Source organism: Microvirga vignae, assembly GCF_001017175.1.
Classification (GTDB): Bacteria; Pseudomonadota; Alphaproteobacteria; order Rhizobiales; family Beijerinckiaceae; genus Microvirga; species Microvirga vignae.
Genome location: NZ_LCYG01000016.1, coordinates 163,624 through 185,717, shown reverse-complemented (window position 1 = coordinate 185,717; position 22,094 = coordinate 163,624). Strand labels below are relative to the sequence as shown.

At 62.0% G+C, this 22,094-nt stretch carries 23 protein-coding genes; 6 read left to right on the top strand and 17 right to left on the bottom strand.

Going from position 1 to position 22,094, the window contains the following annotated elements; all coding sequences use genetic code 11:
- Positions 1-8 precede the first annotated feature (8 nt).
- Together AA309_RS05755 and AA309_RS05750 are read left to right on the top strand one after the other, a co-directional pair.
- Positions 9-359 carry a cytochrome C oxidase subunit IV family protein gene (locus AA309_RS05755; RefSeq protein WP_047188020.1) on the top strand — a complete coding sequence of 117 codons (351 nt, stop codon included), beginning with the start codon at positions 9-11 and terminating at the stop codon, positions 357-359.
- 32 nt (positions 360-391) lie between these two features.
- Positions 392-637, top strand: coding sequence for a hypothetical protein (locus tag AA309_RS05750; RefSeq protein ID WP_047188019.1), 246 nt, complete (start codon positions 392-394; stop codon positions 635-637).
- A gap of 64 nt (positions 638-701) precedes the next feature.
- On the opposite strand, the gene AA309_RS31715 is transcribed toward AA309_RS05750, so the two are convergent.
- The 13 genes from AA309_RS31715 to AA309_RS05685 all read right to left on the bottom strand — a co-directional run bounded on the left by AA309_RS31715 (position 702) and on the right by AA309_RS05685 (position 12,132).
- Entirely contained in the window at positions 702-1,250 is a 549-nt protein-coding gene (locus tag AA309_RS31715) for a DUF4142 domain-containing protein (protein ID WP_052954497.1), read from the bottom strand.
- Positions 1,251-1,254: 4 nt separating this feature from the next.
- Positions 1,255-1,872: a NapC/NirT family cytochrome c gene (locus AA309_RS05740; RefSeq protein WP_084730889.1), complete on the bottom strand. Its 618-nt coding sequence runs from the start codon at positions 1,870-1,872 to the stop codon at positions 1,255-1,257.
- A complete protein-coding gene (locus AA309_RS05735) occupies positions 1,872-2,345 on the bottom strand; it encodes a nitrate reductase cytochrome c-type subunit (protein ID WP_047188018.1) in 474 nt (157 codons plus the stop codon). The genes AA309_RS05740 and AA309_RS05735 overlap by 1 nt, the downstream gene beginning before the upstream one ends.
- On the bottom strand, positions 2,342-4,864 hold the full coding sequence (gene napA, locus AA309_RS05730; protein ID WP_047188017.1) for a periplasmic nitrate reductase subunit alpha: 2,523 nt from the start codon (positions 4,862-4,864) through the stop codon (positions 2,342-2,344). Before napA ends, AA309_RS05735 begins: the two co-directional genes overlap by 4 nt.
- A 4-nt stretch (positions 4,865-4,868) precedes the next feature.
- Positions 4,869-5,123 (bottom strand): chaperone NapD, encoded by a 255-nt coding sequence (locus AA309_RS05725; RefSeq protein ID WP_047188016.1) that lies wholly within the window; start codon positions 5,121-5,123, stop codon positions 4,869-4,871.
- On the bottom strand, positions 5,120-5,413 hold the full coding sequence (locus AA309_RS05720) for a 4Fe-4S binding protein (RefSeq protein ID WP_047188015.1): 294 nt from the start codon (positions 5,411-5,413) through the stop codon (positions 5,120-5,122). Before AA309_RS05720 ends, AA309_RS05725 begins: the two co-directional genes overlap by 4 nt.
- A 12-nt stretch (positions 5,414-5,425) precedes the next feature.
- Entirely contained in the window at positions 5,426-5,590 is a 165-nt protein-coding gene (locus AA309_RS05715) for a periplasmic nitrate reductase, NapE protein (protein WP_047188014.1), read from the bottom strand.
- A 285-nt stretch (positions 5,591-5,875) separates the two neighbouring features.
- Positions 5,876-6,859: a 2-hydroxyacid dehydrogenase gene (locus AA309_RS05710; RefSeq protein WP_052954496.1), complete on the bottom strand. Its 984-nt coding sequence runs from the start codon at positions 6,857-6,859 to the stop codon at positions 5,876-5,878.
- A gap of 39 nt (positions 6,860-6,898) precedes the next feature.
- Positions 6,899-7,615: a ribonuclease activity regulator RraA gene (locus tag AA309_RS05705; RefSeq protein ID WP_047188013.1), complete on the bottom strand. Its 717-nt coding sequence runs from the start codon at positions 7,613-7,615 to the stop codon at positions 6,899-6,901.
- 18 nt (positions 7,616-7,633) lie between these two features.
- Entirely contained in the window at positions 7,634-9,370 is a 1,737-nt protein-coding gene (gene araD, locus AA309_RS05700) for an L-arabinonate dehydratase (RefSeq protein ID WP_047188012.1), read from the bottom strand.
- Positions 9,371-9,422: 52 nt separating this feature from the next.
- Positions 9,423-10,286, bottom strand: coding sequence for an ABC transporter permease (locus AA309_RS05695; protein WP_047188200.1), 864 nt, complete (start codon positions 10,284-10,286; stop codon positions 9,423-9,425).
- An 11-nt stretch (positions 10,287-10,297) separates the two neighbouring features.
- Entirely contained in the window at positions 10,298-11,059 is a 762-nt protein-coding gene (locus tag AA309_RS05690) for an ABC transporter ATP-binding protein (protein ID WP_047188011.1), read from the bottom strand.
- 65 nt (positions 11,060-11,124) lie between these two features.
- Positions 11,125-12,132: an ABC transporter substrate-binding protein gene (locus AA309_RS05685; protein WP_047188199.1), complete on the bottom strand. Its 1,008-nt coding sequence runs from the start codon at positions 12,130-12,132 to the stop codon at positions 11,125-11,127.
- Positions 12,133-12,286: 154 nt separating this feature from the next.
- On the opposite strand from AA309_RS05685, the gene AA309_RS05680 reads away from it, so the two are divergent.
- Complete coding sequence (locus AA309_RS05680) at positions 12,287-13,009, top strand: GntR family transcriptional regulator (protein ID WP_047188010.1); 723 nt, start codon at positions 12,287-12,289, stop codon at positions 13,007-13,009.
- A 79-nt stretch (positions 13,010-13,088) separates the two neighbouring features.
- Here AA309_RS05680 and AA309_RS05675 read toward each other — a convergent pair whose 3' ends face one another.
- Together AA309_RS05675 and AA309_RS05670 are read right to left on the bottom strand one after the other, a co-directional pair.
- Positions 13,089-15,005, bottom strand: a complete 1,917-nt coding sequence (locus AA309_RS05675; protein WP_047188009.1) for a potassium transporter Kup — start codon at positions 15,003-15,005, stop codon at positions 13,089-13,091.
- Between the two features lie 8 nt (positions 15,006-15,013).
- On the bottom strand, positions 15,014-15,322 hold the full coding sequence (locus tag AA309_RS05670) for a hypothetical protein (RefSeq protein ID WP_150117401.1): 309 nt from the start codon (positions 15,320-15,322) through the stop codon (positions 15,014-15,016).
- A gap of 45 nt (positions 15,323-15,367) precedes the next feature.
- Here AA309_RS05670 and AA309_RS35065 point away from each other — a divergent pair, with 45 nt between their 5' ends.
- Positions 15,368-15,541 (top strand): hypothetical protein, encoded by a 174-nt coding sequence (locus tag AA309_RS35065; RefSeq protein ID WP_160310407.1) that lies wholly within the window; start codon positions 15,368-15,370, stop codon positions 15,539-15,541.
- Positions 15,542-15,640: 99 nt separating this feature from the next.
- Here AA309_RS35065 and AA309_RS05665 read toward each other — a convergent pair whose 3' ends face one another.
- Entirely contained in the window at positions 15,641-16,333 is a 693-nt protein-coding gene (locus AA309_RS05665) for a response regulator (RefSeq protein WP_047188007.1), read from the bottom strand.
- Complete coding sequence (locus tag AA309_RS05660; RefSeq protein ID WP_052954495.1) at positions 16,330-17,853, bottom strand: DUF4118 domain-containing protein; 1,524 nt, start codon at positions 17,851-17,853, stop codon at positions 16,330-16,332. The genes AA309_RS05665 and AA309_RS05660 overlap by 4 nt, the downstream gene beginning before the upstream one ends.
- A 445-nt stretch (positions 17,854-18,298) precedes the next feature.
- Between AA309_RS05660 and acnA the strand changes: the two genes are divergently transcribed.
- Both acnA and AA309_RS05650 read left to right on the top strand, forming a co-directional pair.
- Positions 18,299-21,016, top strand: a complete 2,718-nt coding sequence (gene acnA / locus AA309_RS05655; protein ID WP_047188006.1) for an aconitate hydratase AcnA — start codon at positions 18,299-18,301, stop codon at positions 21,014-21,016.
- A gap of 55 nt (positions 21,017-21,071) precedes the next feature.
- On the top strand, positions 21,072-22,037 hold the full coding sequence (locus tag AA309_RS05650; RefSeq protein WP_047188005.1) for a Bug family tripartite tricarboxylate transporter substrate binding protein: 966 nt from the start codon (positions 21,072-21,074) through the stop codon (positions 22,035-22,037).
- Positions 22,038-22,094 lie beyond the last annotated feature (57 nt).

The following is a 22,094-nucleotide window of genomic DNA, read 5'->3' as shown; positions in this document are numbered from 1 at the left end:
GGCCGGTCATGGCACAGGCAGCAGCACATTCCTCCACCCACCACGCCCACGGGCAGCAGCATCCGATCAAGCTCTACCTCGTGGTCTGGGTGTGGCTGTTCATCCTGAGCACATGCTCGTACCTGGTCGATTACTTCCAGCTCGAGGGTTTCCTTCGATATTCCCTCATCCTCCTGTTCATGCTGCTCAAAGCGGGGCTCATCGTCGCCGTGTTCATGCACATGGCGTGGGAGCGTCTGTCGCTCGTCTATGCCATCCTGGTGCCAATGAGCGCCGTTCTGGTCTTCGTCGCCATCATGATGCTCGAAGCGGACTACACGCTTTTCTCACGCCTCTCGTTCTTCGCACCCGGTCAGTGAGCCTTGTAGGAGATTAGAGCAGGGAGAATTCCATGGAATCGGGCTTTCTCCTCACCTGGATCGGCGCATTGCTCATCATCGCCGGTGTGCTCTACGGAGCCGCTCAAGCTCTTTGGCGAGGACAATTGAGCGACGCAAAACCAGGCGGGAGGACCGGGGCGAAGGCGAGTCTGGAGCCAAGACAGAGCCCGAAAGCATTCAGCTTCAAGACGCATTGGCCAGCCTTCGCCCTGGTCCTCATCGGCAGCATTCTCATCCTGACGGAGACCGCATTCTGAACATCGGTGCGGGCGCGGGTTGCTTTGTCGACCTGGAGAGCGAAGGTCCAGTCGAGGATGCTCGTCAAGGCCGGATCGTCTCGTACATTTTCTGGGCTCCCGCGCGCTGCTGCTCAAGCTCCGGCAGAGCTTGCGAAGCGAAAGCCTTGATCTCCTGGTTGTTGCTCTGACTCGCAGCCTGATAGATGGTGAGTTCCTGCTGAAGGGCTTGAACCTGCATCTCCGCATAACGTCGGCTCAAGGCCAGATAATCAAGGGGCTCGAGGTTCTCGATGATCACCTGGTGCTCGAACTCCTTGGTCGTGGGAAGCGGCAGGCTGCGCTCGCGGGCAAAGACTTCGATCCGCTGCAGCTGTTGTGTCCGAAAGTCGAGTGCAGCCGTGGCGAAAGCCTTGACCTCGGGCCTCGTCTCACGGGACGCGGCCAATTTGGCGGCCTGAGCCTGCAGGCTCGCAGAACTGTAGGCGAGGCGCAGGAACTCCTCCGGTGCGACGGTGCGGGCCTGGACAGGAGGTGGTGACGTCCCTTGCGCCTGTGCCGGCGGAACCGGGTCGATGCCGAGAAGGGCAATGGCCAGGAGGCCTGCAACCGTCGGCCGTTTCAAGCGATGCATGAGCTCACTCCCAACCCGGTACGCCTGACATGTCGGGCAGGCGGTGTGCGATGCCCTTGTGGCAATCGATGCAGGTTCTCTGTCCCGTAAACAGGAAGCGCTCGTGCGCCGAAGCCGCACGCGGATTCTGCTTTGTCAGATCCATGGATTCATCGCTGTGGCAGTTGCGGCACTCAAGCGAGTCGTTCGCCTTCATGCGCGCCCATTCCCGCTCCGCGAGGTGCTTGCGCAGAGCGAGGAATTTTTCGCGCGTGTCGATGGAGCCGAAGATATGGCCCCAGACTTCTTTCGACGCCTGCATCTTGCGAGCGATCTTGTTGGTCCATTCATGCGGTACGTGGCAATCCGGACAGGTGGCCCGGACGCCCGATCTGTTCGTGAAATGGATCGTGCCCTTCAGCTCTTCGAAGACATTCGCCTCCATCTCGTGACAGCTGGTGCAGAACTGTTCCGTGTTCGTTGCTTCGAGAGCAGTATTGAACGCACCCCAGAAGATCACGCCCGCCACGAAGCCTCCGAGCGTCAGAAAAGCGAGGCTCAAGTAGCCCGGCGGGCTCAGGGCCGTCTTGACCCACCGATTGGCTCGAAACCACCCCCAGGCTCGTGAAATTCCCGCAGCCATCAACGACGCCTCCGTTCAGGCTGGCGCTCCGGCTCGGTGAGAGCGTCCATGTCCGTAAACCTGTTCTCCACGAGGGGAGTGGCCGTCGTCTGCGGCACATGGCAGGACACGCAGACATAGCGGCGCGGTGCCAGGCCGCCGAGCGTATTTCCGGCACGATCCTGATAATGCGTCACGCTGATCATCGGAGCCTGGCTCTGCTCCGTGAACTTGCGGGCGTGGCACGACATGCACTTGTTGGCATTGAGATCGACCGCGTAGCCTTCGATGGAATGCGGGATCACGGGAGGCTGGTCCGGATAGTTTCGCATCACCCGGACGTCATCGGTGACCTGGCGCTGCATGGGCGGTGCCGGAACCTCCTTCGTAAAGGGCTCCGGCCCCCGCAGACGCGGCGCATCCTGGGCAAAAAGCACACCCGCTGTTAGGCAAGGCACGACACTCAGGAGAAAAGCAAAGGCACCGTGCTTCATTGCTGAGTGCTCCCTGCATCCGCCACGTTGGCTGCCACGACCTTGACGGCGCATTTCTTGAAATCGGTCTGCTTCGAGATCGGATCGGTCGCGTCGAGAGTGACCTTGTTGATGAGTTGGCTCGCATCGAAGAACGGCACGAAGACCACGCCGGGAGGCATTCTGTTGCGACCTCGCGTTTCGACGCGTGTGCGGATCTCGCCGCGCCGGGACACGAGACGAACCTCCTGCCCCCGCCGCAAGTTACGCTTGGCGGCGTCGTCAGGATGCATGAACAGGATGGCGCCCGGAAAAGCCCTGTAGAGTTCGGGCACGCGCAGCGTCATGGAGCCTGAATGCCAGTGCTCCAGCACGCGGCCTGTGACGAGCCACAGATCATACTCCCCATCCGGAGCCTCTGCCGGCGGTTCGTAGGGCGCGCCGATGACGTTGGCCTTCTTGTCGGGATTGCCATAGAACTGCAGCCCGCTGCCCTTCTCGACGTAGGGGTCGTGGCCTTCCCGATAGCGCCAGCGCGTTTCCTGCCCGTTTACCACCGGCCAGCGCAGCCCGCGGACCTGGTGATAGGTTTCGAACGGCGCCAGATCGTGCCCATGGCCGCGGCCGAAGCTCGCATATTCCTCGAACAAGCCTTTCTGAACGTAGAAACCGAAGGCCTTCGCCTCCCGGTTCTCATAGGCCGGATCGATTTCGGACAGCGGGAACTTGTTCACCTCACCATTGGCATAGAGCACATCGTAGAGGGTCTTGCCTCTGTAGCCGGGGTCGGCATCGAGGATCTCCTTCGGCCAGACCTCGTCGGTGGTGAAGCGCTTGGAGAACTCCATCAGCTGCCAGAGATCGGAACGGGCGTCTCCCGGCGCGTTGACGAGCTGATGCCAGAAATGCGTGCGCCGCTCCGCATTGCCGTAAGCGCCTTCCTTCTCCACCCACATGGCCGCAGGCAGGATCAGGTCGGCCGCCATGGCGGTCACGGTCGGATAGGCATCCGAGACGACCACGAAGTTCGCCGGGTTCCGATAGCCCGGATAGGTCTCGTTGTTGGTGTTCGGCGCCGTCTGGAGGTTGTTGTTGCACATGATCCAGTAGGCGTTGAGCTTGCCGTCCTTCAGCATGCGGTCCTGCTGCACGGCGTGATAGCCGACTTTCTCCGGCAGTAATCCGTGCGGAAGCTTCCAGATCTCCTCAGCATGCTTGCGGTGCTCGGGATTGTTGACCTGCATGTCGGCCGGCAGGCGGTGGCTGAAAGTGCCGACCTCACGTGCCGTGCCGCAGGCCGAGGGCTGTCCGGTGAGCGAGAAGGGGGAATTGCCGGGCTCCGAGATCTTTCCGGTCAGCAGATGCAGATTGTAGACCATATGGTTGGCCCAGACGCCGCGGACATGCTGGTTGAAGCCCATGGTCCAGAGCGACATCACCTTGGTCTTCGGATCGGCATAGAGGCGCGCCAGGGCCTCCAGCCGCTCCGCCGGCACGCCCGAGAGTTCGGAGGCCTTCTCGACCGTGTACTGGCTCATGAGCTTGGCATAGTCCTCGAAGCTCGCCGCGTGCGACACCTGGGCATCGTTGGCGTGCTGCGCCCGCTGCTCCAGCACGTGATCAGACCGCAATCCGTAGCCGATATCGGTATTCGCCAGCCGGAAGTTGCAGTGCTTCTCCACGAACTCGCGGTTCACCGCATTGTTCTGGATGAGGTAGTTCGCGATGTAGTTCATGATCGCGAGGTCCGAGTTCGGCTTGAAGATCAAAGCCATGTCGGACAGGTCCGTCGTACGGTGCTCGTACGTTGACAGCGTCACAATCTTCACGTGCGGTTGACTCAGGCGGCGGTCGGTCACCCGGGTCCACAGGATCGGGTGCATCTCGGCCATGTTCGGGCCCCAGAGCACGAAGGCGTCGGCGTGCTCGAAATCGTCGTAGCAGCCCATCGGCTCGTCCATGCCGAAAGTGCGGATGAAGGTGACGGCCGCCGAGGCCATGCAGTGGCGGGCGTTCGGATCGAGGTTGTTGGTGCGAAAGCCTGCGCGCATCAGCTTGGAGGCCGCATAGCCTTCCCAGATCGTCCACTGGCCCGAGCCGAACATGCCCACGGCCTCGGGTCCCTTCTCCTTCAGCACGCGCTTGAACTGGCGGGCCATCTCGTCGAAGGCCTGATCCCACGAGACCGGCTGGAACTCGCCGTCTTTGTCGAATTGCCCGTTCTTCATGCGCATGAGCGGCTGCGTGAGCCGGTCGGTGCCGTACATGATCTTGGACAGGAAATAGCCCTTCACGCAATTGAGGCCGCGATTGACCTCCGCCTGCATGTCGCCGTGGGTCGCGACGACGCGGCCATCCTTGACGGCCACCATTACCCCGCAGCCGGTGCCGCAGAAGCGGCAGGGTGCCTTCGACCATTGAAGCTGGATTTCCTCGCCGGTCGGAATGTTCTGAGCGTCCGCGGGCAGGGAAACGCCGGCTGCCGCCGCCGCCGCTGCAGCGGCCTGGGTTTTCAGGAGGGTGCGACGCGTGAGATCCATGGCGTTATTCCCGCTCTTGCACTGGCTCGAAGTGATGAAAGACAAGGGTGGCGGCGAGGACACCGTCGAGAAGCTGGATCGCGTTGAGGCGCTCGACGATCTGCCCTTCCGTCTCGGTCTCAAGGGTGACGATGAGCTTGCCCGCCTCCTGCCCGCCATGAACCTCGGCGCCCTGAATGCGGCCGAGATGCTCGACGATGGCGGGAATCCTGTCGGGGAGGCTGTGGACCACAAGGCTGGAGATATGGCACTCGCTCATGAGGCTGCCTCCAAGGGCGCCAGACGAATGGCCTCTGCCGGGCAGGCCTGGGCACAGACCCCGCAGCCGGTGCAACGATCCGTGTTGATCCGGGGACGGGCCCCACCAAGAGCCAGCGCGAAACGGACGGCTCCCGTCGGACAGACATCGCGGCAGCTCATGCAGGCGACGCCGCGATGAGCAAAACAGGATTGGGTGATGACAGCAACAGGAGGCTCAGCCGGTTGCGACGTCTCCGCGAACCGGCCCAGCAGGAAATGACGGCGCTGAAGATCGGGCACGTCGGTCATCGCCTGCCACCTTCAGACCGGTCCCGGAGGGCCTGTGAACAGGTAATACATCCAGACAATGAAGCCCCAGCCGGCGACGACGCCGACGGCGATGAAGGGCCATATCAGAACGGCAAGGATGAGAAAGGTCAGCGCTTCCCGCTTTCTTTGACCAGTCTCCAGGGTTTCTGGCGGCATTTTGGTCTTCTGGCTAGCAAGACGGCGGAGTTCAACGTCTCGCTCGACCAAACGTTCCTATGTTCCCCGGGGAATTTGTTCTTGGGAGAACGCGGCTAGAGCATCGTGCGGAAGAGTGGATCCGGTTTTCCGCAATCAACGATGCTCTCATCTAAGGAGAAAGCATCGGATCGATCGCAAAAGTGCAAATCCACTTTTTTCGTCCGATGCTGTGGGATCGAATGCCGGAAGATAACGCTCCGTAGAGGATCGTGCCTTTCAACCTGAAGAAAGCACATCGACAATCTATGTGGATCGAAGCACGATCTCGTTCTGTAACGGTCTTCCATCGAAGAAGGCTTCGATGTTGGACAAAACGGAATCCATCTTGCCCACGAACGAGTCCCAGGTTCCTGCCGCGATGTGAGGCGTCAGAACCGTGTTTGGCAGCGTGGCGAGCGGGTGATCGGCCGGCATCGGTTCCATTTCGAATACGTCGACACCGGCGGCGCCGGGTCGGCCCGCCTTCAAGGCCTCCACGAGAGCCGCCTCATTCACGATTCCGCCGCGTGCGGTGTTGATGAGAATGGAGTTCGGCTTCATCAGGGCGAGTTCGTCCCGTCCGATGAGGTTGCGGGTTTCCGAGGTCAGCGGCAGATGAAGGGTGACAATATCGGCCTCGCGCAAGATGCGCTCCAAGGATGCCGGTTCGAGCCCCAGCGCGGCTTCGCGCTCCGGCGGCAGGCGCACATTCGGATCGGAATAGAGCCCTCGGGTCTGGAACCCTCTGAAACGCTCGGCCGCGGCCTGACCGATGCGGCCCATGCCGACATATCCCACCGTTTTGCCGGCAAGCTCGATGGAGACCGGGCGCAGGCTGTTGGCATGCCATTGCCCGCGCCGCAGTTCCGGATCGGCGAATGTCAGCCGCCTTGCCGCCGCAAGGGCAAGCATCACGGCATGCTCGGCAACGCCAATGGTGCCGGCCGTACTGACCGCGAGGCGGACGCCGCGCTCAATCAGTGCCGGCACATCGACCGTGTCGTGATAACCGACGCCTTGGTGCTGGACGAAGCGCAATCGGGGAGCAGCCTCGATGGTTCTGCGCGTCAGCGGCGTTGCGGCCGCAATGATCGCTTCGCAGTCCCGGACCTTGGCGACCCGCTCCTCGTCGTCGTCCTTCTCCAGGAGCACCAGCTCCAGGGACGGGGATTTCAGTCGTTGCATCAACGCGTAGATCTCGGGCGTGCCGAGGCTGTTGTAGAAGACCTTGACGGCTGAAGACGCCATGCTCGCGTGTCCCTGGAATGATGAAGTGAGAGACGCCAATCAGCGCCGGTTGGCTTCGCGCCATGCGGCGAAATCGGTGAGCGTCTGCGGGTCCGTGGCGGGATAGAGGCCGAGGATCGAGCGGCCTTTCAGCACTTCTTCCTGAACGAAATCCTCGAACGCCGTCATCTCGACGGCTTCGTTCGCGATCTCGTCAGCCAGATGCGCCGGGATCACCACCACGCCCTCGCCGTCGCCGACCACCATGTCCCCAGGCCAGACCGGCACGTCGCCGCAGCCGATCGGCACATTGATGTCGAGCGCCTGATGATGCGTGAGATTGGTGGGAGCCGAAGGACGGTTGTGATAGGCCGGGATGTCGAGACGTGCGATCTCCGGCGAGTCACGGAAGCCGCCATCCGTCACGACGCCCGCCACGCCGCGTTTCATGAGACGCGAAACCAGGATGCCGCCGGCGGATGCCGCGCGCGCATCCTTGCGGCTGTCGATCACCATGACCGCGCCGGGAGGGCATTCCTCGACCGCTTTGCGTTGCGGGTGAGCGCGATCCTGAAACACGCTGATCGGGTTCAGATCCTCGCGCGCCGGGATGTAGCGCAGGGTGAAGGCCTCGCCCACCATGTTGCCGAGGCTCGGGTTGAGCGGTCGCACATCCTGGATGAACTGGTTGCGCAGGCCGCGCTTGTAGAGAGCCGTGCAGAGCGTCGCGGTGCTGACGGTTTTGAGCTTCTCGCGGGTTTCGGGGTGAAGTGCCATGATGGTTGTCTCCAATCGTCAGAAGATGGCGGGCTCGCCCACGGGCGCGCCGAAGCTCGTTTCCAGGAAGTCGAAGTCGCAGCCCTCATGGGCCTGCTTGATATGGCGCGTGAACATCCAGCCATAGCCGCGCTCGTAGCGGGGTTCAGGCCTCACCCAGGCAGTGCGGCGGCGCTCCAGTTCCTCGACAGGTACATCGAGATTGATCGTACGCGCGGCGACATCGAGCGAGATCATGTCGCCGTTCCGCACCAGGGCCAAAGGTCCGCCCACATAGGCCTCCGGCGACACATGCAGGATGCACGCGCCATAGCTCGTTCCGCTCATGCGCGCATCCGACAGACGCACCATGTCGCGCACGCCCTGCTTCACGAGCTTCTTGGGGATCGGCAGCATGCCCCATTCCGGCATGCCCGGTCCGCCCTGGGGGCCGGCATTGCGGAGGATGAGGACGTGATCGGCCGTGACGTCCAGATTCTCGTCCTCGATGGCGGCTTTCATGGACGGGTAATCGTCGAACACCAACGCCGGACCCGTATGCTTCAGGAAGCGCGGATCGCAGGCGCTCGGCTTGATCACGCAGCCGTCGGGCGCGAGATTACCTTTCAGCACCGCAAGCGCGCCCTCGGCATAGATCGGGTTGTCGACGGTCCGGATGACATCGTCATTGTAGACCTCTGCCCGCGAGATGTTCTCGCCTAATGTCTGGCCATTCACGGTGAGAACGTCGAGATGGAGGTGATCCCTGATGCGGGTCATCAGTGCGGGCAGGCCACCCGCATAGAAGAAATCCTCCATCAGGTACTTGTCGCCGCTCGGGCGGATATTGGCGATGACGGGGACCTTGCGGCTTGCGGCCTCGAAATCACCGAGCCCGATATCCTGCCCCGCGCGACGCGCCTGCGCGATGAGGTGGATGATGGCATTGGTGGAGCAGCCCATGGCCATCGCAACCGCGATGCCGTTCAAGAACGCTTCACGGGTCTGCACCTTTTCGGGCGTCAGATCCTCCCACACCATTTCGACGATGCGGCGACCGCACTCTGCGCTCATGCGGATATGGTTGGCATCCGCGGCCGGAATGGAGGAAGCGCCCGGCAGCGTCATGCCGATGGCTTCTGCGATCGCCATCATCGTGCTGGCGGTGCCCATGGTCATGCAGGTTCCGTAGCTTCGCGCGATGCCTGCTTCCATGTTGAGCCAGTCGGAATCGGAGATCGTACCGGCGCGACGCTCGTCCCAATATTTCCAGGCATCGGAACCGGAGCCGAGGATCTTGCCCTTCCAATTGCCGCGCAGCATCGGACCGGCAGGCAGATAGATGGCAGGCAGTCCTGCGCTCGTGGCGCCGAGCAGCAGGGCGGGCGTGGTCTTGTCGCAGCCGCCCATGAGCACCACGCCGTCCACGGGATGGGAACGCAGCAGCTCCTCCACATCCATGGCGAGCAGGTTGCGGTAGAGCATGGTGGTCGGCTTCACATATTGCTCTGCCAGAGAGCTGCCGGGCAGCTCGATGGGAAAGCCGCCGGCCTGCAGCACGCCGCGCTTCACGTCATCGACACGCTGCTTGAAATGGGCGTGGCAGGGATTGATGTCGGACCAGGTGTTGAGGATGGCGATGACGGGGCGTCCGGCCCAATCCTCGGGGGCGTAGCCCATCTGCATCATGCGGGAGCGGTGGCCGAAGCCGCGCAGATCGTCGGGCGCGAACCAGCGTGCGCTACGCAGCGCATCAGGTGTCTTCTTGGGCGACATGGATGGATACCTGTTCAATAGATCGCGAGGGGTGACGGAGCCGAGCGATAGCTCAGCTCTGGAGTCCCCATTTCCTGATGGTCTTGCGCTCGATCGTCCTGAAGATCAGGTTCTCGACGACAAGACCGATGATGATGACGGTGAGCAACCCAGCGAAGACGGACGGAATGTCGAGCAGGTTGCGGTTCTCGAAGATGAACCAGCCAAGACCGCCCTGCCCTGATGACACGCCGAAGACGAGCTCCGCTGCAATCAGGGTACGCCAGGCAAAGGCCCAGCCGATCTTCAATCCGGTGAGGATCGACGGGAAGGCCGCCGGCACCAAGATCTTGAACACGTAGGACAGACCTTTCAGTCCGTAGTTGCGCCCCACCATGCGCAAGGTCTGCGACACGCCGAGGAAGCCCGAATGGGTGTTGAGCGCCACGGCCCAGAGAACGGAGTGGATGAGAACGAAGACGAGGCTGCCGTTGCCGAGGCCGAACCAGATCAGCGCGAGCGGCAGAAGCGCGATGGCCGGCAGCGGGTTGAACATTGCCGTCATCGTCTCGAGGAAGTCCGTGCCGATGCGCGTGTTGATGGCAAGGATCGTCAGAACCGACGCGATGGTAACGCCGGAGGCGTAGCCCATCAGCAGAACCTTCAGCGACGTCCAGGCACGCAGCGGAATCGTGCCGTCCGCAACCCGGTCGACCATGGTGGACAGGGTGTCGAGAAGAGTCGGGAAGAGAAGCGGGTTGTCAAGATAGCGTCCGTAGATTTCCCAGACGATCCCGAGAAAAATGATGATCGCCGTCTTGCGGACGAAGCCGTTGCCCCAGGCGAGCTCCAGGGTGCTGAGCTTGCGCTCCACCTCGCTCGTCGAGGCCTGCGCCGGCGTAGTCTCGGCGCGCATCACGATCTGTGCGTTGCTCATGAGCGTCATCCCTAATGTGCGCCTTCTTCCGCGAAGAGGAGTTCGTGGATGTGTTTCTCGAGCTGGCCCGCGCTGCCATCGGTCGGCGAGACGCGGTCCACGTCGTTGACCTCGGCCTTCACGCGGCCGGGATGGGGCGAGAGAAGCAGGATGCGGTTGCCGATCTTGATCGCTTCCGCAATCGAGTGGGTGACGAAGAGCACGGTGAATTTCGTGTCTTCCCACAATTGCAAAAGCTCATCCTGACAGGTGCGGCGGGTGAGGGCGTCGAGCGCCGCGAACGGCTCGTCCATCAGCAGGATGTCCGGCTCCATCGCCATGCCGCGGGCAATCGCCACGCGCTGCTTCATGCCGCCCGAGAGGGTGTGCGGATAGGAGTTGATGGCGCGGGTGAGATTGACTTTCTCGATATAGGCCTTTGCCCTGTCCTCCGCCTCCTTGCGCGGCAGCTTGCGCGCCACGAGAAGCGGGAACATCACGTTCTCCAGCACCGTCTTCCACGGCAGAAGCTGGTCGAATTCCTGAAACACCATCATCCGGTCCGCCCCGGGCTCCGTGACCTCGCGGCCCTTGATGCGGATCTTGCCTTCACTCGGGTGCAAATAGCCGCCGACGGCCTTGAGAAGCGTGGACTTGCCGCAGCCGGAGGGTCCCAGCAGAACGAAGCGGTCCGATTGATTGACCTGGAAGCTGACCCTGTCGGTCGCCGTCACGAGAACGCTGGGCGTTTTGTAGCGCAGCGTCACGCCACTGACATCGAGAAGAGCGGACATGAATGAAGACCTGAAATGAAATGGTGGTGGTGCGCCCCGTGCTGTCTCGGGGCGCACGGGCTCAATCAGTTGCCGTTCAGATCATGCGCGATCGGCAGGTAGAAATCCTTCCAGGACGAGGGCTTCGTCTTGAGCGTGCCGATCTTGTGGAGGTGCTCGGCGAACTTCATCGTGCCCTGCGGCTGAAGATTCCACTCCATCATGCCTGGCTCCTTGAGCCAGGCGAGCAGATCCTCGGGGCTCGTCTTGTCGCCGGTGATCTCCTTGTAGATATCGACGGCTTCCTTGGTGTTTGTGCGGATGAAATCCTGCGCCTCCTTCGACGCGGCGCGAACCGCCTCGATCACTTTCGGATTGGCCTCGGCAAACTTGGTGGTGGTGAAGAACTGGCCCTGGGTCAGCGGCCCGCCGATGATATCGGGCGATTGCAGGATGATGCGCGCATTCGGCACCGTCTTCATCTCGATGTACTGGAAAGGCGGCGCGGCGAAGTGGTTCTTGACCTCGTGCTGCGGGTTCGTCATGGCCACGACGGCATCGGGATGACCGAGCTGCACCGTATTGGCATCGAGCTTCGACCACTGATCCTCACCGAACTCCTTTGCGCTCGCCATCTGCAGCAGAATGGCCTGGGTCGAGACCTTCACGGTCGGCACCGCGATCTTGTCGCCAGGGGCGAAATCCTTGAGCGACTTGATCTTGGGATCGTGCGTCACGAGGGCCAGCGGCTGCGCGGATGTCGCCACGATTCCCTTCACGCCGCCTTTGGTGCGATCCCACAGGAGGAGCAGGTTGCCGACGCCGGTATTCACCATGTCGACGCCGCCGGACAGAAGCGCATCGGTCTGCGCACCACCGCCGCTGAAGGTTACCCATTTGGTCTTGAGTTCCGGCAACCCGAGTTTTGCCGCATGCTTCTCGATCAGCTGCTGCTTTTCAATGATATGCGTCGGCAAATAGAGAATGCCGGGCTGACGGGTGATGGAGATTTCGGTCTTTTGCTGAGCCTGGGCGGTGCCTGCGAGAGCAAGCAATCCAACGGCAGCCGCAATACCGGCGCCAAGGCGCCTCATCTGCTTCTTCATGGTATTTCCTCAGGGTGGCCCCTCTTCATGGGGGCTTCGGGATGATCCGGCACTTCCGTTCCGGCAACTCATACACTAATGCATTAGTGCACGGCTCGCAAGTATGCTATAGAAACTCAACGGACAAGTCGGGTTGTTCAGAATGTCGCTGTCAAAATCAGCATTGAAACATCAAGTTCCTCTCCAAACCCCGGAGCGCCTGGAGCGTGGCCGTCAGGCGGCTCCTCAGGTTTTCGAGCGCTTGAGGGAGGCGATCCTGTCCTTGGAGCTGACGCCGGGCACCACCCTGTCCCGGACGACGCTTGCCGCGCAGTTCGGGGTCAGCTCCACGCCCATTCGCGACGCCCTGATGCGGCTCGAGGAGGAAGGCCTTGTGGACGTCTTTCCGCAACATGCGACAGTGGTCAGCCCCATCGACCTCACGCTCGCTCAGCAGGCCCACTTCCTGCGACGCTCCCTGGAGCTTGAGATCGTCCGCAGCTTGGCCTTGAACCCCGACACAAGGCTGGTCGCGCGGCTCAAGGGTATCGTCGCACAGCAGCAGGCCCTGATGGAGGCCAACGACCTGCAGGCTTTCGAGGCCGCGGATCAGGACTTTCACCGGCACCTTTATGAAGCCGCCCAGATGCATGATCTCTGGCTGCTCGTGCGCAGCCGCAGCGGGCACATCGACCGACTTCGGCGCCTCTACCTGCCGACGCCCGGCAAGATAGAAGGCATCGTGCGGCATCATAAGTTGATCGTGCAGGCCATCGCCGACGGCAAACCCGACGAGGCGCAGCAGCATCTGCGCGACCACCTCTCCGGCACCCTCTCCCATGTGGGCGAGATCAGCGCTCGGTATCCGGGTTACGTGAGGCAGTAGAGCAATTGCGCTCGTCGTGCCGGACTATCAGACCCGTTAAAGAAGATCCCGTCTGTTGCCCCTGAAGATCGCCCTTGGTTCAGACAGAGACCTGCGTTCCAACTTCCACCACGCGCCCTGTTGGAATCTGGAAGAAGTCGGTGGCGTCGCTCGCCGACTTGGCAAGGCTGATGAACAGTTTGTCCTGCCAGTAGGGCATGCCGCCATGGACCGAAGGCCGGATCGAGCGGCGCGAGACAAAGAACGATGTTGTCATAATGTCAAACTTGAACCCCTGTTTCCGAAGCAAGGCTAGGCCTCGCGGAATGTTTGGCGACTCCATGTAGCCAAAGGTCATGCTCGCGCGCCAGAACGAGCCGCCGAGGTGTGCGATTCGCACACGCTCCTCGTCGGAAATGCGTGGCGCATCTTCGGTCCTGACCGTCAGGATCACGTTCTGCTCATGCAGCACCTTGTTGTGCTTGAGATTGTGCAGAAGTGCAGCAGGCGCTGTTTCCGGATCGCTCGTCATGAACACAGCGGTTCCCTTGACCTGATAGGGTTGGCTTTTTTGCAGCATGCCGATGAGTTCAAGCAGAGGAACATCGGCTTTCCGGGTTTTCTCGGACAGAATGCGGGCGCCGCCACGCCACGTCATCATGAGCATGACGAGCAGCCCGCCCACGAACAGAGGCATCCAGCCGCCTTCTGGGATCTTGAGCGCATTGGCCGCCAAGAAGATCGTATCGACCAGCAGAAACGGCGCGGTGACGACGACGGCAAGCCAAAGCGGCCATTTCCAGAATCGCCGGACCACGAAGAAAGCCATGATGGCAGTCACCACCATCGTGCCCGTGACGGCAATGCCGTAAGCGTGCGCCAAGGCGCTGGAACTCTTGAAGGTGATTACCAGGAAGACCACTGCGAGCAGCAGCAGGTAGTTCACCTTGGCCACGTAGATCTGCCCCTTCTCGGTCTCGGATGTCCAGCGGATCTCCATGCGCGGCAAAAGTCCGAGCTGGATCGCCTGTTGCGTAATGGAGAAGGCACCCGTGATGACCGCCTGGCTCGCGATGATGGTGGCAATCGTTGCCATGCCGATCATCGGGAGCAGCGCCCATTCGGGATAAAGCAGGAAGAAGGGGTTCTCGATCTTGGTCGGATCATCGAGAAGCAGCGCGCCCTGGCCGACATAGTTCAAGGCGAGGCATGGCAGAACGAGCCCCATCCACGCCGTCTGGATCGGCCGCCGCCCGAAATGGCCCATATCGGCATAGAGCGCTTCAGCGCCGGTTACGGCGAGAAAGACCGCACCGAGAGCGAACAGGCCTGCCGTACCGTGGGTGGTCAGAAACGCTATGCCATGGGTCGGGCTGATCGCGGCGAGAATGCTCGGATCGTCTGTGATATGAATAAGCCCGCCCAGAGCCATGAGAATGAACCAGACCGCCGTGATCGGTCCGAACCAGGCCGCAACGCGGGCCGTGCCATGGCTCTGCACTGCGAACAGGCCGACCATGATCGCCAGGCTGAGCGGCAGGATGTAATGCTTGAAGGCTGGGCTCGCGACCGTGAGGCCTTCAACGGCGGAGAGCACGGAGATCGCCGGCGTGATGATGGCATCGCCGTAGAACAAGGCGGCGCCACCCATGCCCAGCAAGGTGATCAGGAGCACATTGTGCCCCATGGCCTTCTGAGCCAACGCCATGAGCGTGAGCGTACCGCCTTCGCCATTGTTGTCGGCGCGCAGGATGAACAGCACGTATTTGATTGTGACGATGAAGATCAGCGCCCATAAGATGAGAGACACGATGCCGAACACCATCTCGCGCGTGACGATTCCACCCGCAGCAGCAGCGGAGAGCGACTCCTTGAGCGCGTAGAGAGGGCTCGTGCCGATGTCGCCATAGACGACGCCGAGCGTCCCGAGGGTCAGCATCCAAAAGCTGGAACCATGAGGTCGGGTCTGAACTGCCGGTTCCGTGGAACGGGGCTCGCTGGAAGCCGCTACGGTCATCTATCTCTCTACCTTTTCAGAAGACTTATTCCGTCGCCTTCCATCCGTCTGAACGGGGTGACGTTGCTAGGAGCATGTCCCTGCATCTTTTGGATCTGGGCTTGGACGAGAGCGCCGAAAATCGCCAGAGCCGGATTGTCGTGCTGAAATTCAGCCATATCCTCGACCCAGTTAATCGCCAGACCGCGCACACAAATCGCGCAGTTCCAACGTCTGTCATCGCATGAAAGCCGATGGATCATCCAATCCGGCAGCTCCCATCCGATCAGCCAGAAGCCCAGGTCGACCCAGGCCTCCACTTCGATCAGACGCTGCACGAGGCTGTGAGGCTGAGGCGCACCCTTCAGTCGAGGGCAGGCACGATGAAGAATCTCGTCCACAATCCGGCTCGTCGGTTCGGACGCCGCCTCGATCCGCAGCAAGAGAGCGCGGAGATCCCGTACCTGATTTCGCTGAAGCCACATTCCGGCTGTCCCAAGTGGATCAGGATGGGTGCCGGTTCATCCGTTCCTGCGGACGCGACTGACCAGCCCTGACCCGTTGGGCAGAGACATGATCCGGCTCGCATAAAAATGCGATATGGAAGTGAGAGGCCCAGTATAAAGACGATATAAAGACGGCAGACCTGTCGCCACTCAGGTCATGTCGAGAAGGCGGTAGCCGATGCCGGGTTCCGTTAGGATAAAGCAGGGATCTGACGGGTTCGGCTCGATCTTCTGCCTGAGCTGGCCGACATAAACGCGCAGATATTGAGTGTCATGCTCATGGGCCGGTCCCCAGACGGCAGTCAGGATCTGACGGTGGGTCACGACCTTGCCCGCATGGCGCGCCAGGAACGCGAGAAGATCGAACTCTTTCGGGCTGAGGCTCACCTCGCTTCTCTGCCAGGTCACTCGCCGGCGCGGGACATCGATTTCCAGGCCCCCGACGCTCACGACCGGCGTCTCGCCCCGACGCTGCATACGATGGCGCAATGCGGTGCGCAGGCGGGCCATCAGCTCGCCGACGCCGAATGGCTTGTTGACGAAATCGTCCGCGCCGCAATCGAGAGCGGCAATCTTCTCAGCCTCCCGATCCCGTGCAGAGAGAACGATGATCGGCACGTCGGACCATTCACGCACCCGTGTGATGAGATCCTTGCCGTCCATGTCCGGGAGGCCAAGATCGAGAACGACGATGTCGGGTGCATCTGCCGCAATCTGCCGGAGAGCATCGCTGCCCTTCTCGGCTTTGAGCACTGCATAATCGTTGGCCAGCAAGGCTGGCGTGAGAAACCGGTGGATGGCCGGCTCATCGTCGATGACAAGGACGCGAGCTGGATGGGTCATGTGTCTTCCTTCGGAAGCGGTAGCCTGATTTCTATTCGGCTCCCATGGCCATCTGCAACAGGGCTGGAGGCCGCGACAGTGCCCTGATGAGCCTCGACGATTCCTTTGACGATCGCCAGGCCGAGCCCTGTTCCCTCTCCGGCATCGCCGCTTGACCGCGACGCCCGCGCGAACTTTTCAAAGATACGTGGCAAAACCTCTGATGCAATTCCAGGTCCGCTATCGGTTACGGAAAGGACGACCTCATGGTCTTCGCGCTTGGCCTCAAGGATGATCCGGTCGGCAGAGCCGGCATGCTGGATGGCATTGCCGACCACGTTGGCCAGAACCTGATCCAACAGAATGGGATCGGCAAAGACGAACGGAAGCCCCTTCTCGACGCGGACATCGAAGGCCTGTAAGGCGCCCCGCCGCTTGGCCACGACCACAGCTCTGTCGGACAGCTCCTGAAGATCCACCCAGTCCCGGTTGAGCTCGAGCGCCCCTGCTTCCACGCGAGTCATCGCGAGAAGATTGCGGACCATGCCATCGAGGTGCTCGGCCTCATCCTTCACCTGGACCAGCAAATCACGACGGGCCTGCTCCGGCAGTCGGGCGCCATATTCGATCAAGCTGGTTGCCGCCCCCAGGATGGACGCCAGAGGCGTACGGAAGTCGTGACTGATCGATGCCAGCAGAGTGTTGCGGACCCGCTCAGCCTCGGCGGCTGTCCGTGCCGCGGAGATCTCTTGGCCGAGACGAGCCCGCTCCAGAGCCGTTGCCGTCAGCTCGGCAACCGTTTCGAACAAAGTCCGCGTCTCGGGATCCAGGGAGGCGTTACCTGGTTGGGCGACGCCAATCACGCCGATAGCGCCCTCCGGTGCCCGGAGCGGCAGAAAGAGCCATGGCACGGTCTCACAATGCGCTGTCCCCGAACCAGTCGCCTCGCCCTTCGCAAGTGCGATTTGCGCGGCCGATCGCGCTTCCGGATCGAGGCTGTCTTCGGGCGGCCAAGCTGCCGCGATCTCGAGCGATCCTCTCTCGGAGAGCAGGATCACACAGGGATGATGCAGGTCGCCGTGAGCCTGGATGGCCGCATGATCGACAACGGATCGCGGATCGGCGAGCGCCGAGAGGCGCCGGGCGAACTTGTATAGGCGCTGGGAAGCCAAATCCCGCTCGGCTGCCCGTCTCGCCTGTTCCCTGGCCTGGCCGGCAATTGTCGAGGTCAGAACCGCGGCGACCAACAGCACCAGAAGGGCGAGCAGTTCGTGGGGCTCAGTGACGGAAAACGTATGAAGCGGCTCGATGAAGAAGAAGTTGTAGGCGAGAAACGACAATCCCGATGAGACGAGGGCAGGCCATATTCCGAAGCGGGCCGCCGAGAACAGGACCGCCAGGAGAAAGACCATCGAGACGTTGGGCAGGCGAACCAGAGACGTCAGCGCAAGCCCAATACCTGCCGCAAGGCCAACCGCCATGGCTGACCAGAGATAGGAACGGACCATGGCAAAGAGCTGCCTGCCGTTGCGAAGCAGCACCAGGGAACCACCGTGCCTGACCTTGATCGTGCGTGGTGTTGCGCGAGGGGACTGAGGACCAGAAGTGACCATCGGGGCTGTGATCTATACCTTTCCGCACTCAGCCGACTCTGGTTGTGGGAATGCCTCCAGGGCCGCGTCATGGAAAGGACCATGTGTACACCCGCGTGCACCATACTGGCAGCTCCGAAATTCTGGCTGACCTGGATCTCTTTTGCGGATCAGACCCAGAAGAATGGGACAATGCGCAGGAGAGGGTTGGGCCGACCCGATTAGAAGTTTAGACAAATCAACGGCTTAGCGCTTATCCGCGGAAGCGATTGTACCGCCACTCTGGACCAGTATCGAGCTGAGCAGGGGTGGTTAGCTTTTCTGGTTTGGCATATTGATCGCTAAAAATGCAAAACAGTTTGCATTTATTTGAACCATTATGCAATAAAAGGCCATGACCCATGAAACGGAACTGCGAGCGGCTGCAGCAACCATTGTCATCGACGGGCGGCAGCATTGTATCGTCGATCTTCCCGAGGCAGCTGGAGACAGCCTTCAGCGACTGCCGCATATCCTGCGGATCATGCTTGAGAATGTCCTGCGCACCGCGGGGGACGATGCCTCCAGGGCCAAGCATGCGATCCTGAATTGGCTGGAGAGCGGACGCAGCGAAGAGGAGATCCCCTTCCTGCCCGGCCGTGTTCTGATGCACGACACCACCTGCGGGCCGGCTCTGGTGGATATTGCCGGAATGCGCGCATCCCTCGCGGAAGCAGGGCACGATCCGAGCCTGCTCAATCCCGTCCTGCCCGTGGATGTCTCCACGGACCATTCCGTCGCCGTCGACGTGTTCGGCACCTCCGATGCGCTCCTGCGCAACATGGAGCGCGAATTCGGGCGCAATGCCGAACGCTACCGCTTCATGAAATGGGCCACACGTGCTCTCACGGGCGTTCGCGTCCATCCGCCCGGCACAGGCATCATGCACACGCTCAATCTTGAGCGGCTGGCAAGTGTCGTGACCACGTCCCGGCGCGATAGCGTGTCGGATGGCGTGTCATGGGCCATGCCAGATACGTTGATCGGCACGGACAGCCACACGCCGATGATCAACGGCATCGGCGTGCTCGGTTGGGGCGTCGGCGGGCTCGAGGCGGAAAGCGTTTTCTTCGGCATGCCTGTGATGATTCGCGTGCCGGACATCATCGGCGTCCGCCTGAACGGACGCCTGAAGCAGGGCGTGCTCGCGACCGATCTGGCATTGACGGTCACGGAGCGGCTCCGGCGCATCGATCTGGCAGATCGCTTCGTCGAGTTTTATGGCGAGGGCGTTTCGACACTCTCCGCAGGCGACCGCGCCGTCATCGCCAACATGACGCCGGAGTTCGGCGCCAATTCCGGCTTCTTCCCCATCGATGAGCAGACGCTGCGCTATTTACACGAGACAGGCCGCTCTGCAGAGCATGTCCGCTTCGTGGAAGAATATGCCAAGCGGCAGGGGCTCTGGTTCGATCCGAAGGCCTGCCCACGCTACACCGATACGATCGAGATCGATCTTGATGAGGTCGAGGTCAGCCTTGCAGGACCACGCCGTCCGCAGGATCGCATTTCAGCCGGAGCAACAATCGAAGCGCTCGCTCCCATGCTCGCCGGACGTCCGGTTTCCGACGAGGACCCCGGCCATGGTTCGGTTGCCATCGCTGCCATCACGAGCTGCACCAACACCTCCGATCCGAGGCTTCTCGTCGCCGCGGGGCTCGTCGCCCGCAAAGCGCGCCGTTTCGGCCTCACGCCGCCCGGATGGGTGAAGACATCATTGGCGCCCGGCTCGCCGACAGCCGAGCTTTATCTCCGCCGCGCCGGTTTGCTGGACGATCTCGAATCGGTGGGCTTTGGCATCGTCGGCTATGGCTGCACCACCTGCATCGGCAATTCGGGTCCGTTGCCTGCGATCATCGAGCAGGCCATGACGGAACGCGGCATTCTTCCCATCGCCGTTCTGTCCGGCAATCGCAACTTCCCGGGACGCGTTCATCCGCAGCTCGAGGCGGGCTTTCTGGCCTCACCTCCGCTCGTGGTTGCGTTTGCGTTGGCGGGCGACGTGAACCGCAACATCCTCGTCGATCCGATCGGGCGCTCGGCGGCGGGCGAAGAGATCAGGCTCGCCGATCTCTGGCCGAGCGGCGATGAGATCGATGCGGCCCTCGCTGCGGCGACGAATGCCGGCGATTACGATGTCTCCTATGAGAAAGCGGAGGCCAGCGAGACATGGCGGGTGCTCGATGCTCCTGCCACCGATCTCTTCCCTTGGGATCCGGGCTCGACCTATATCCGCCGCCCGCCCTTCGCGGGCTTCGGCAAGGGCACGCTCCTCGGCACTTACGCGGCGCATCCGCTGCTCGTGCTGGGCGACGACATCACCACCGATCACATCTCACCTGCGGGGCAGATTCCACAGGTCGGCGAAGCCGCCGAGTATCTCGTCGAGCGTGGTGAAAACCGTCGTGACCTCAACGTCTTTGCGTCTCGGCGCGGCAATTGGGAGGCGATGGTCCGAGGTCTGTTCACCAACAAGTCCGTCCGCAATCTGCTCGATCCGCAGATCGCACCGGGCTTCACGCTCCATGTGGGATCGGGCGAGCACCTGCCTCTTTGGCGTACCGCCGAACGCTACGCGCGTGAAGGAGCCTCCGTCGTCGTTGTGGCAGGCGAGCGCTACGGCATGGGCTCATCGCGGGATTGGGCCGCAAAAGGCGTGGCGCTTCTCGGGACACGCGCAGTGCTGGCCTCGAGCTTCGAGCGCATCCATCGCTCGAACCTGATCGGCATGGGCATTCTGCCCCTGCGCCTTCCCGCAGATCGGCATCCTGACAATCTGCACCTGCGCCCTGGCGATCAGATCTTCATCGAAGCCGATCCCAGTCGGATCATTCCGCGCGTCCCTGTGCCGGTCACGATCTGGCGCGCGTCGGGAGCGAATGAAACATTCATCGCCACCGCCGCCATCGAGACCGGTCTCGAGGTCGAGATTCTGGGCGGCGGCGGCATCATTCCCCTCATCCTGCAGCGCGTCATCAACGCGGAGGCCACAAGCCGCGAGACGTCGGCACCAGAGTTCACCGGCAACGGTGACAGTAATCGGCGAGAGGCCTCGCCGACCATCAGACGCTGAGCGGCAGCATCCACTTTGCGTTCAACATCTCACGCAACCTTAAAGGGAGGAAATCGTGAGCCACTTCACCAAGACAATCCGCGGCGTTGCCGTTGCAGCTCTGACGCTCGTTGCCTCATCGGCCTTCGCGCAGCAGGAACTCAAGATCATGGCCCCGGCTGGCCCGGGCGGCGGCTGGGACTCGGCGGCCCGCTCTATTCAGCAGGTGCTCACGCAGACGGGTCTCGCCAAGAGCGTTCAGGTGACCAATGTCACCGGCGCAGGCGGAATGGTCGGTCTGGCCCAGTTCGTCAACCAGGCGAAGGGCGACCCGAGCCAGCTCATGGTCAACGGCATCACCATGGTGGGCGCGATCCTCACCAACAAGTCGCCGGTCACTCTCGATCAGGTGACCCCGATCGCGCGTCTCACCGGCGACCCGCTCGTGATCGTCGTGCCCGCCAACTCGCCGATCAAATCAGTCAAGGAGCTGGCTGATGCCGTGAAGGCCGATCCGGCGAAGGTCACCTGGGCCGGTGGTTCCGCAGGCGGCGCTGACCACATCCTCGCGGCGCTCTTCGCCAAGGCGGCCGGCTCCGATCCGTCGAAGGTCAACTACATCGCCTTCTCGGGGGGTGGCGAAGCCCTTGCAGCGATGCTCGGCGGCCGCGTCACGGCCGGCGTCTCCGGTTACGGCGAGTTCGAGAGCCAGATCAAGGCCGGCAAGCTGCGAGCGCTTGCGATCTCGTCCGGCAAGCGCCTGGCAAACGCCGACGTTCCGACTCTCAAGGAGCAGGGCATGGATGTCGAGGTCGTGAACTGGCGTGCCATCATGGCGGGCCCGGACATCACGGCCGACCAGAAGAAGGCTCTGACCGACACCATGGACAAGCTGGTCAAGTCCAAGGAATGGGCCGAGATCCTGAAGCAGCGCGGCTGGGAGGACTTCTACCTTGCCGGCGAACCCTTCGGGGCCTTCCTCAAGGAAGAGCAGGTGCGTGTCGGCGATGTCCTGCGCTCGGTCGGACTCGTGAAATCCTGATGACAAGCGGCCGGGAGATGGATCGACCCATCTCCCGGCCACGCCCCTGCGAAATTC

What these genes read in the sequence shown, in the direction of transcription:
- AA309_RS05755 (WP_047188020.1), top strand. Translation starts at nt 9, where the DNA reads ATGGCACAGGCAGCAGCACATTCCTCCACCCACCACGCCCACGGGCAG.
- AA309_RS05750 (WP_047188019.1), top strand. Translation starts at nt 392, where the DNA reads ATGGAATCGGGCTTTCTCCTCACCTGGATCGGCGCATTGCTCATCATC.
- AA309_RS31715 (WP_052954497.1), bottom strand. Translation starts at nt 1,250, where the DNA reads ATGCATCGCTTGAAACGGCCGACGGTTGCAGGCCTCCTGGCCATTGCC.
- AA309_RS05740 (WP_084730889.1), bottom strand. Translation starts at nt 1,872, where the DNA reads ATGGCTGCGGGAATTTCACGAGCCTGGGGGTGGTTTCGAGCCAATCGG.
- AA309_RS05735 (WP_047188018.1), bottom strand. Translation starts at nt 2,345, where the DNA reads ATGAAGCACGGTGCCTTTGCTTTTCTCCTGAGTGTCGTGCCTTGCCTA.
- napA (WP_047188017.1), bottom strand. Translation starts at nt 4,864, where the DNA reads ATGGATCTCACGCGTCGCACCCTCCTGAAAACCCAGGCCGCTGCAGCG.
- AA309_RS05725 (WP_047188016.1), bottom strand. Translation starts at nt 5,123, where the DNA reads ATGAGCGAGTGCCATATCTCCAGCCTTGTGGTCCACAGCCTCCCCGAC.
- AA309_RS05720 (WP_047188015.1), bottom strand. Translation starts at nt 5,413, where the DNA reads ATGACCGACGTGCCCGATCTTCAGCGCCGTCATTTCCTGCTGGGCCGG.
- AA309_RS05715 (WP_047188014.1), bottom strand. Translation starts at nt 5,590, where the DNA reads ATGCCGCCAGAAACCCTGGAGACTGGTCAAAGAAAGCGGGAAGCGCTG.
- AA309_RS05710 (WP_052954496.1), bottom strand. Translation starts at nt 6,859, where the DNA reads ATGGCGTCTTCAGCCGTCAAGGTCTTCTACAACAGCCTCGGCACGCCC.
- AA309_RS05705 (WP_047188013.1), bottom strand. Translation starts at nt 7,615, where the DNA reads ATGGCACTTCACCCCGAAACCCGCGAGAAGCTCAAAACCGTCAGCACC.
- araD (WP_047188012.1), bottom strand. Translation starts at nt 9,370, where the DNA reads ATGTCGCCCAAGAAGACACCTGATGCGCTGCGTAGCGCACGCTGGTTC.
- AA309_RS05695 (WP_047188200.1), bottom strand. Translation starts at nt 10,286, where the DNA reads ATGAGCAACGCACAGATCGTGATGCGCGCCGAGACTACGCCGGCGCAG.
- AA309_RS05690 (WP_047188011.1), bottom strand. Translation starts at nt 11,059, where the DNA reads ATGTCCGCTCTTCTCGATGTCAGTGGCGTGACGCTGCGCTACAAAACG.
- AA309_RS05685 (WP_047188199.1), bottom strand. Translation starts at nt 12,132, where the DNA reads ATGAGGCGCCTTGGCGCCGGTATTGCGGCTGCCGTTGGATTGCTTGCT.
- AA309_RS05680 (WP_047188010.1), top strand. Translation starts at nt 12,287, where the DNA reads ATGTCGCTGTCAAAATCAGCATTGAAACATCAAGTTCCTCTCCAAACC.
- AA309_RS05675 (WP_047188009.1), bottom strand. Translation starts at nt 15,005, where the DNA reads ATGACCGTAGCGGCTTCCAGCGAGCCCCGTTCCACGGAACCGGCAGTT.
- AA309_RS35065 (WP_160310407.1), top strand. Translation starts at nt 15,368, where the DNA reads ATGAAGAATCTCGTCCACAATCCGGCTCGTCGGTTCGGACGCCGCCTC.
- AA309_RS05665 (WP_047188007.1), bottom strand. Translation starts at nt 16,333, where the DNA reads ATGACCCATCCAGCTCGCGTCCTTGTCATCGACGATGAGCCGGCCATC.
- acnA (WP_047188006.1), top strand. Translation starts at nt 18,299, where the DNA reads ATGACCCATGAAACGGAACTGCGAGCGGCTGCAGCAACCATTGTCATC.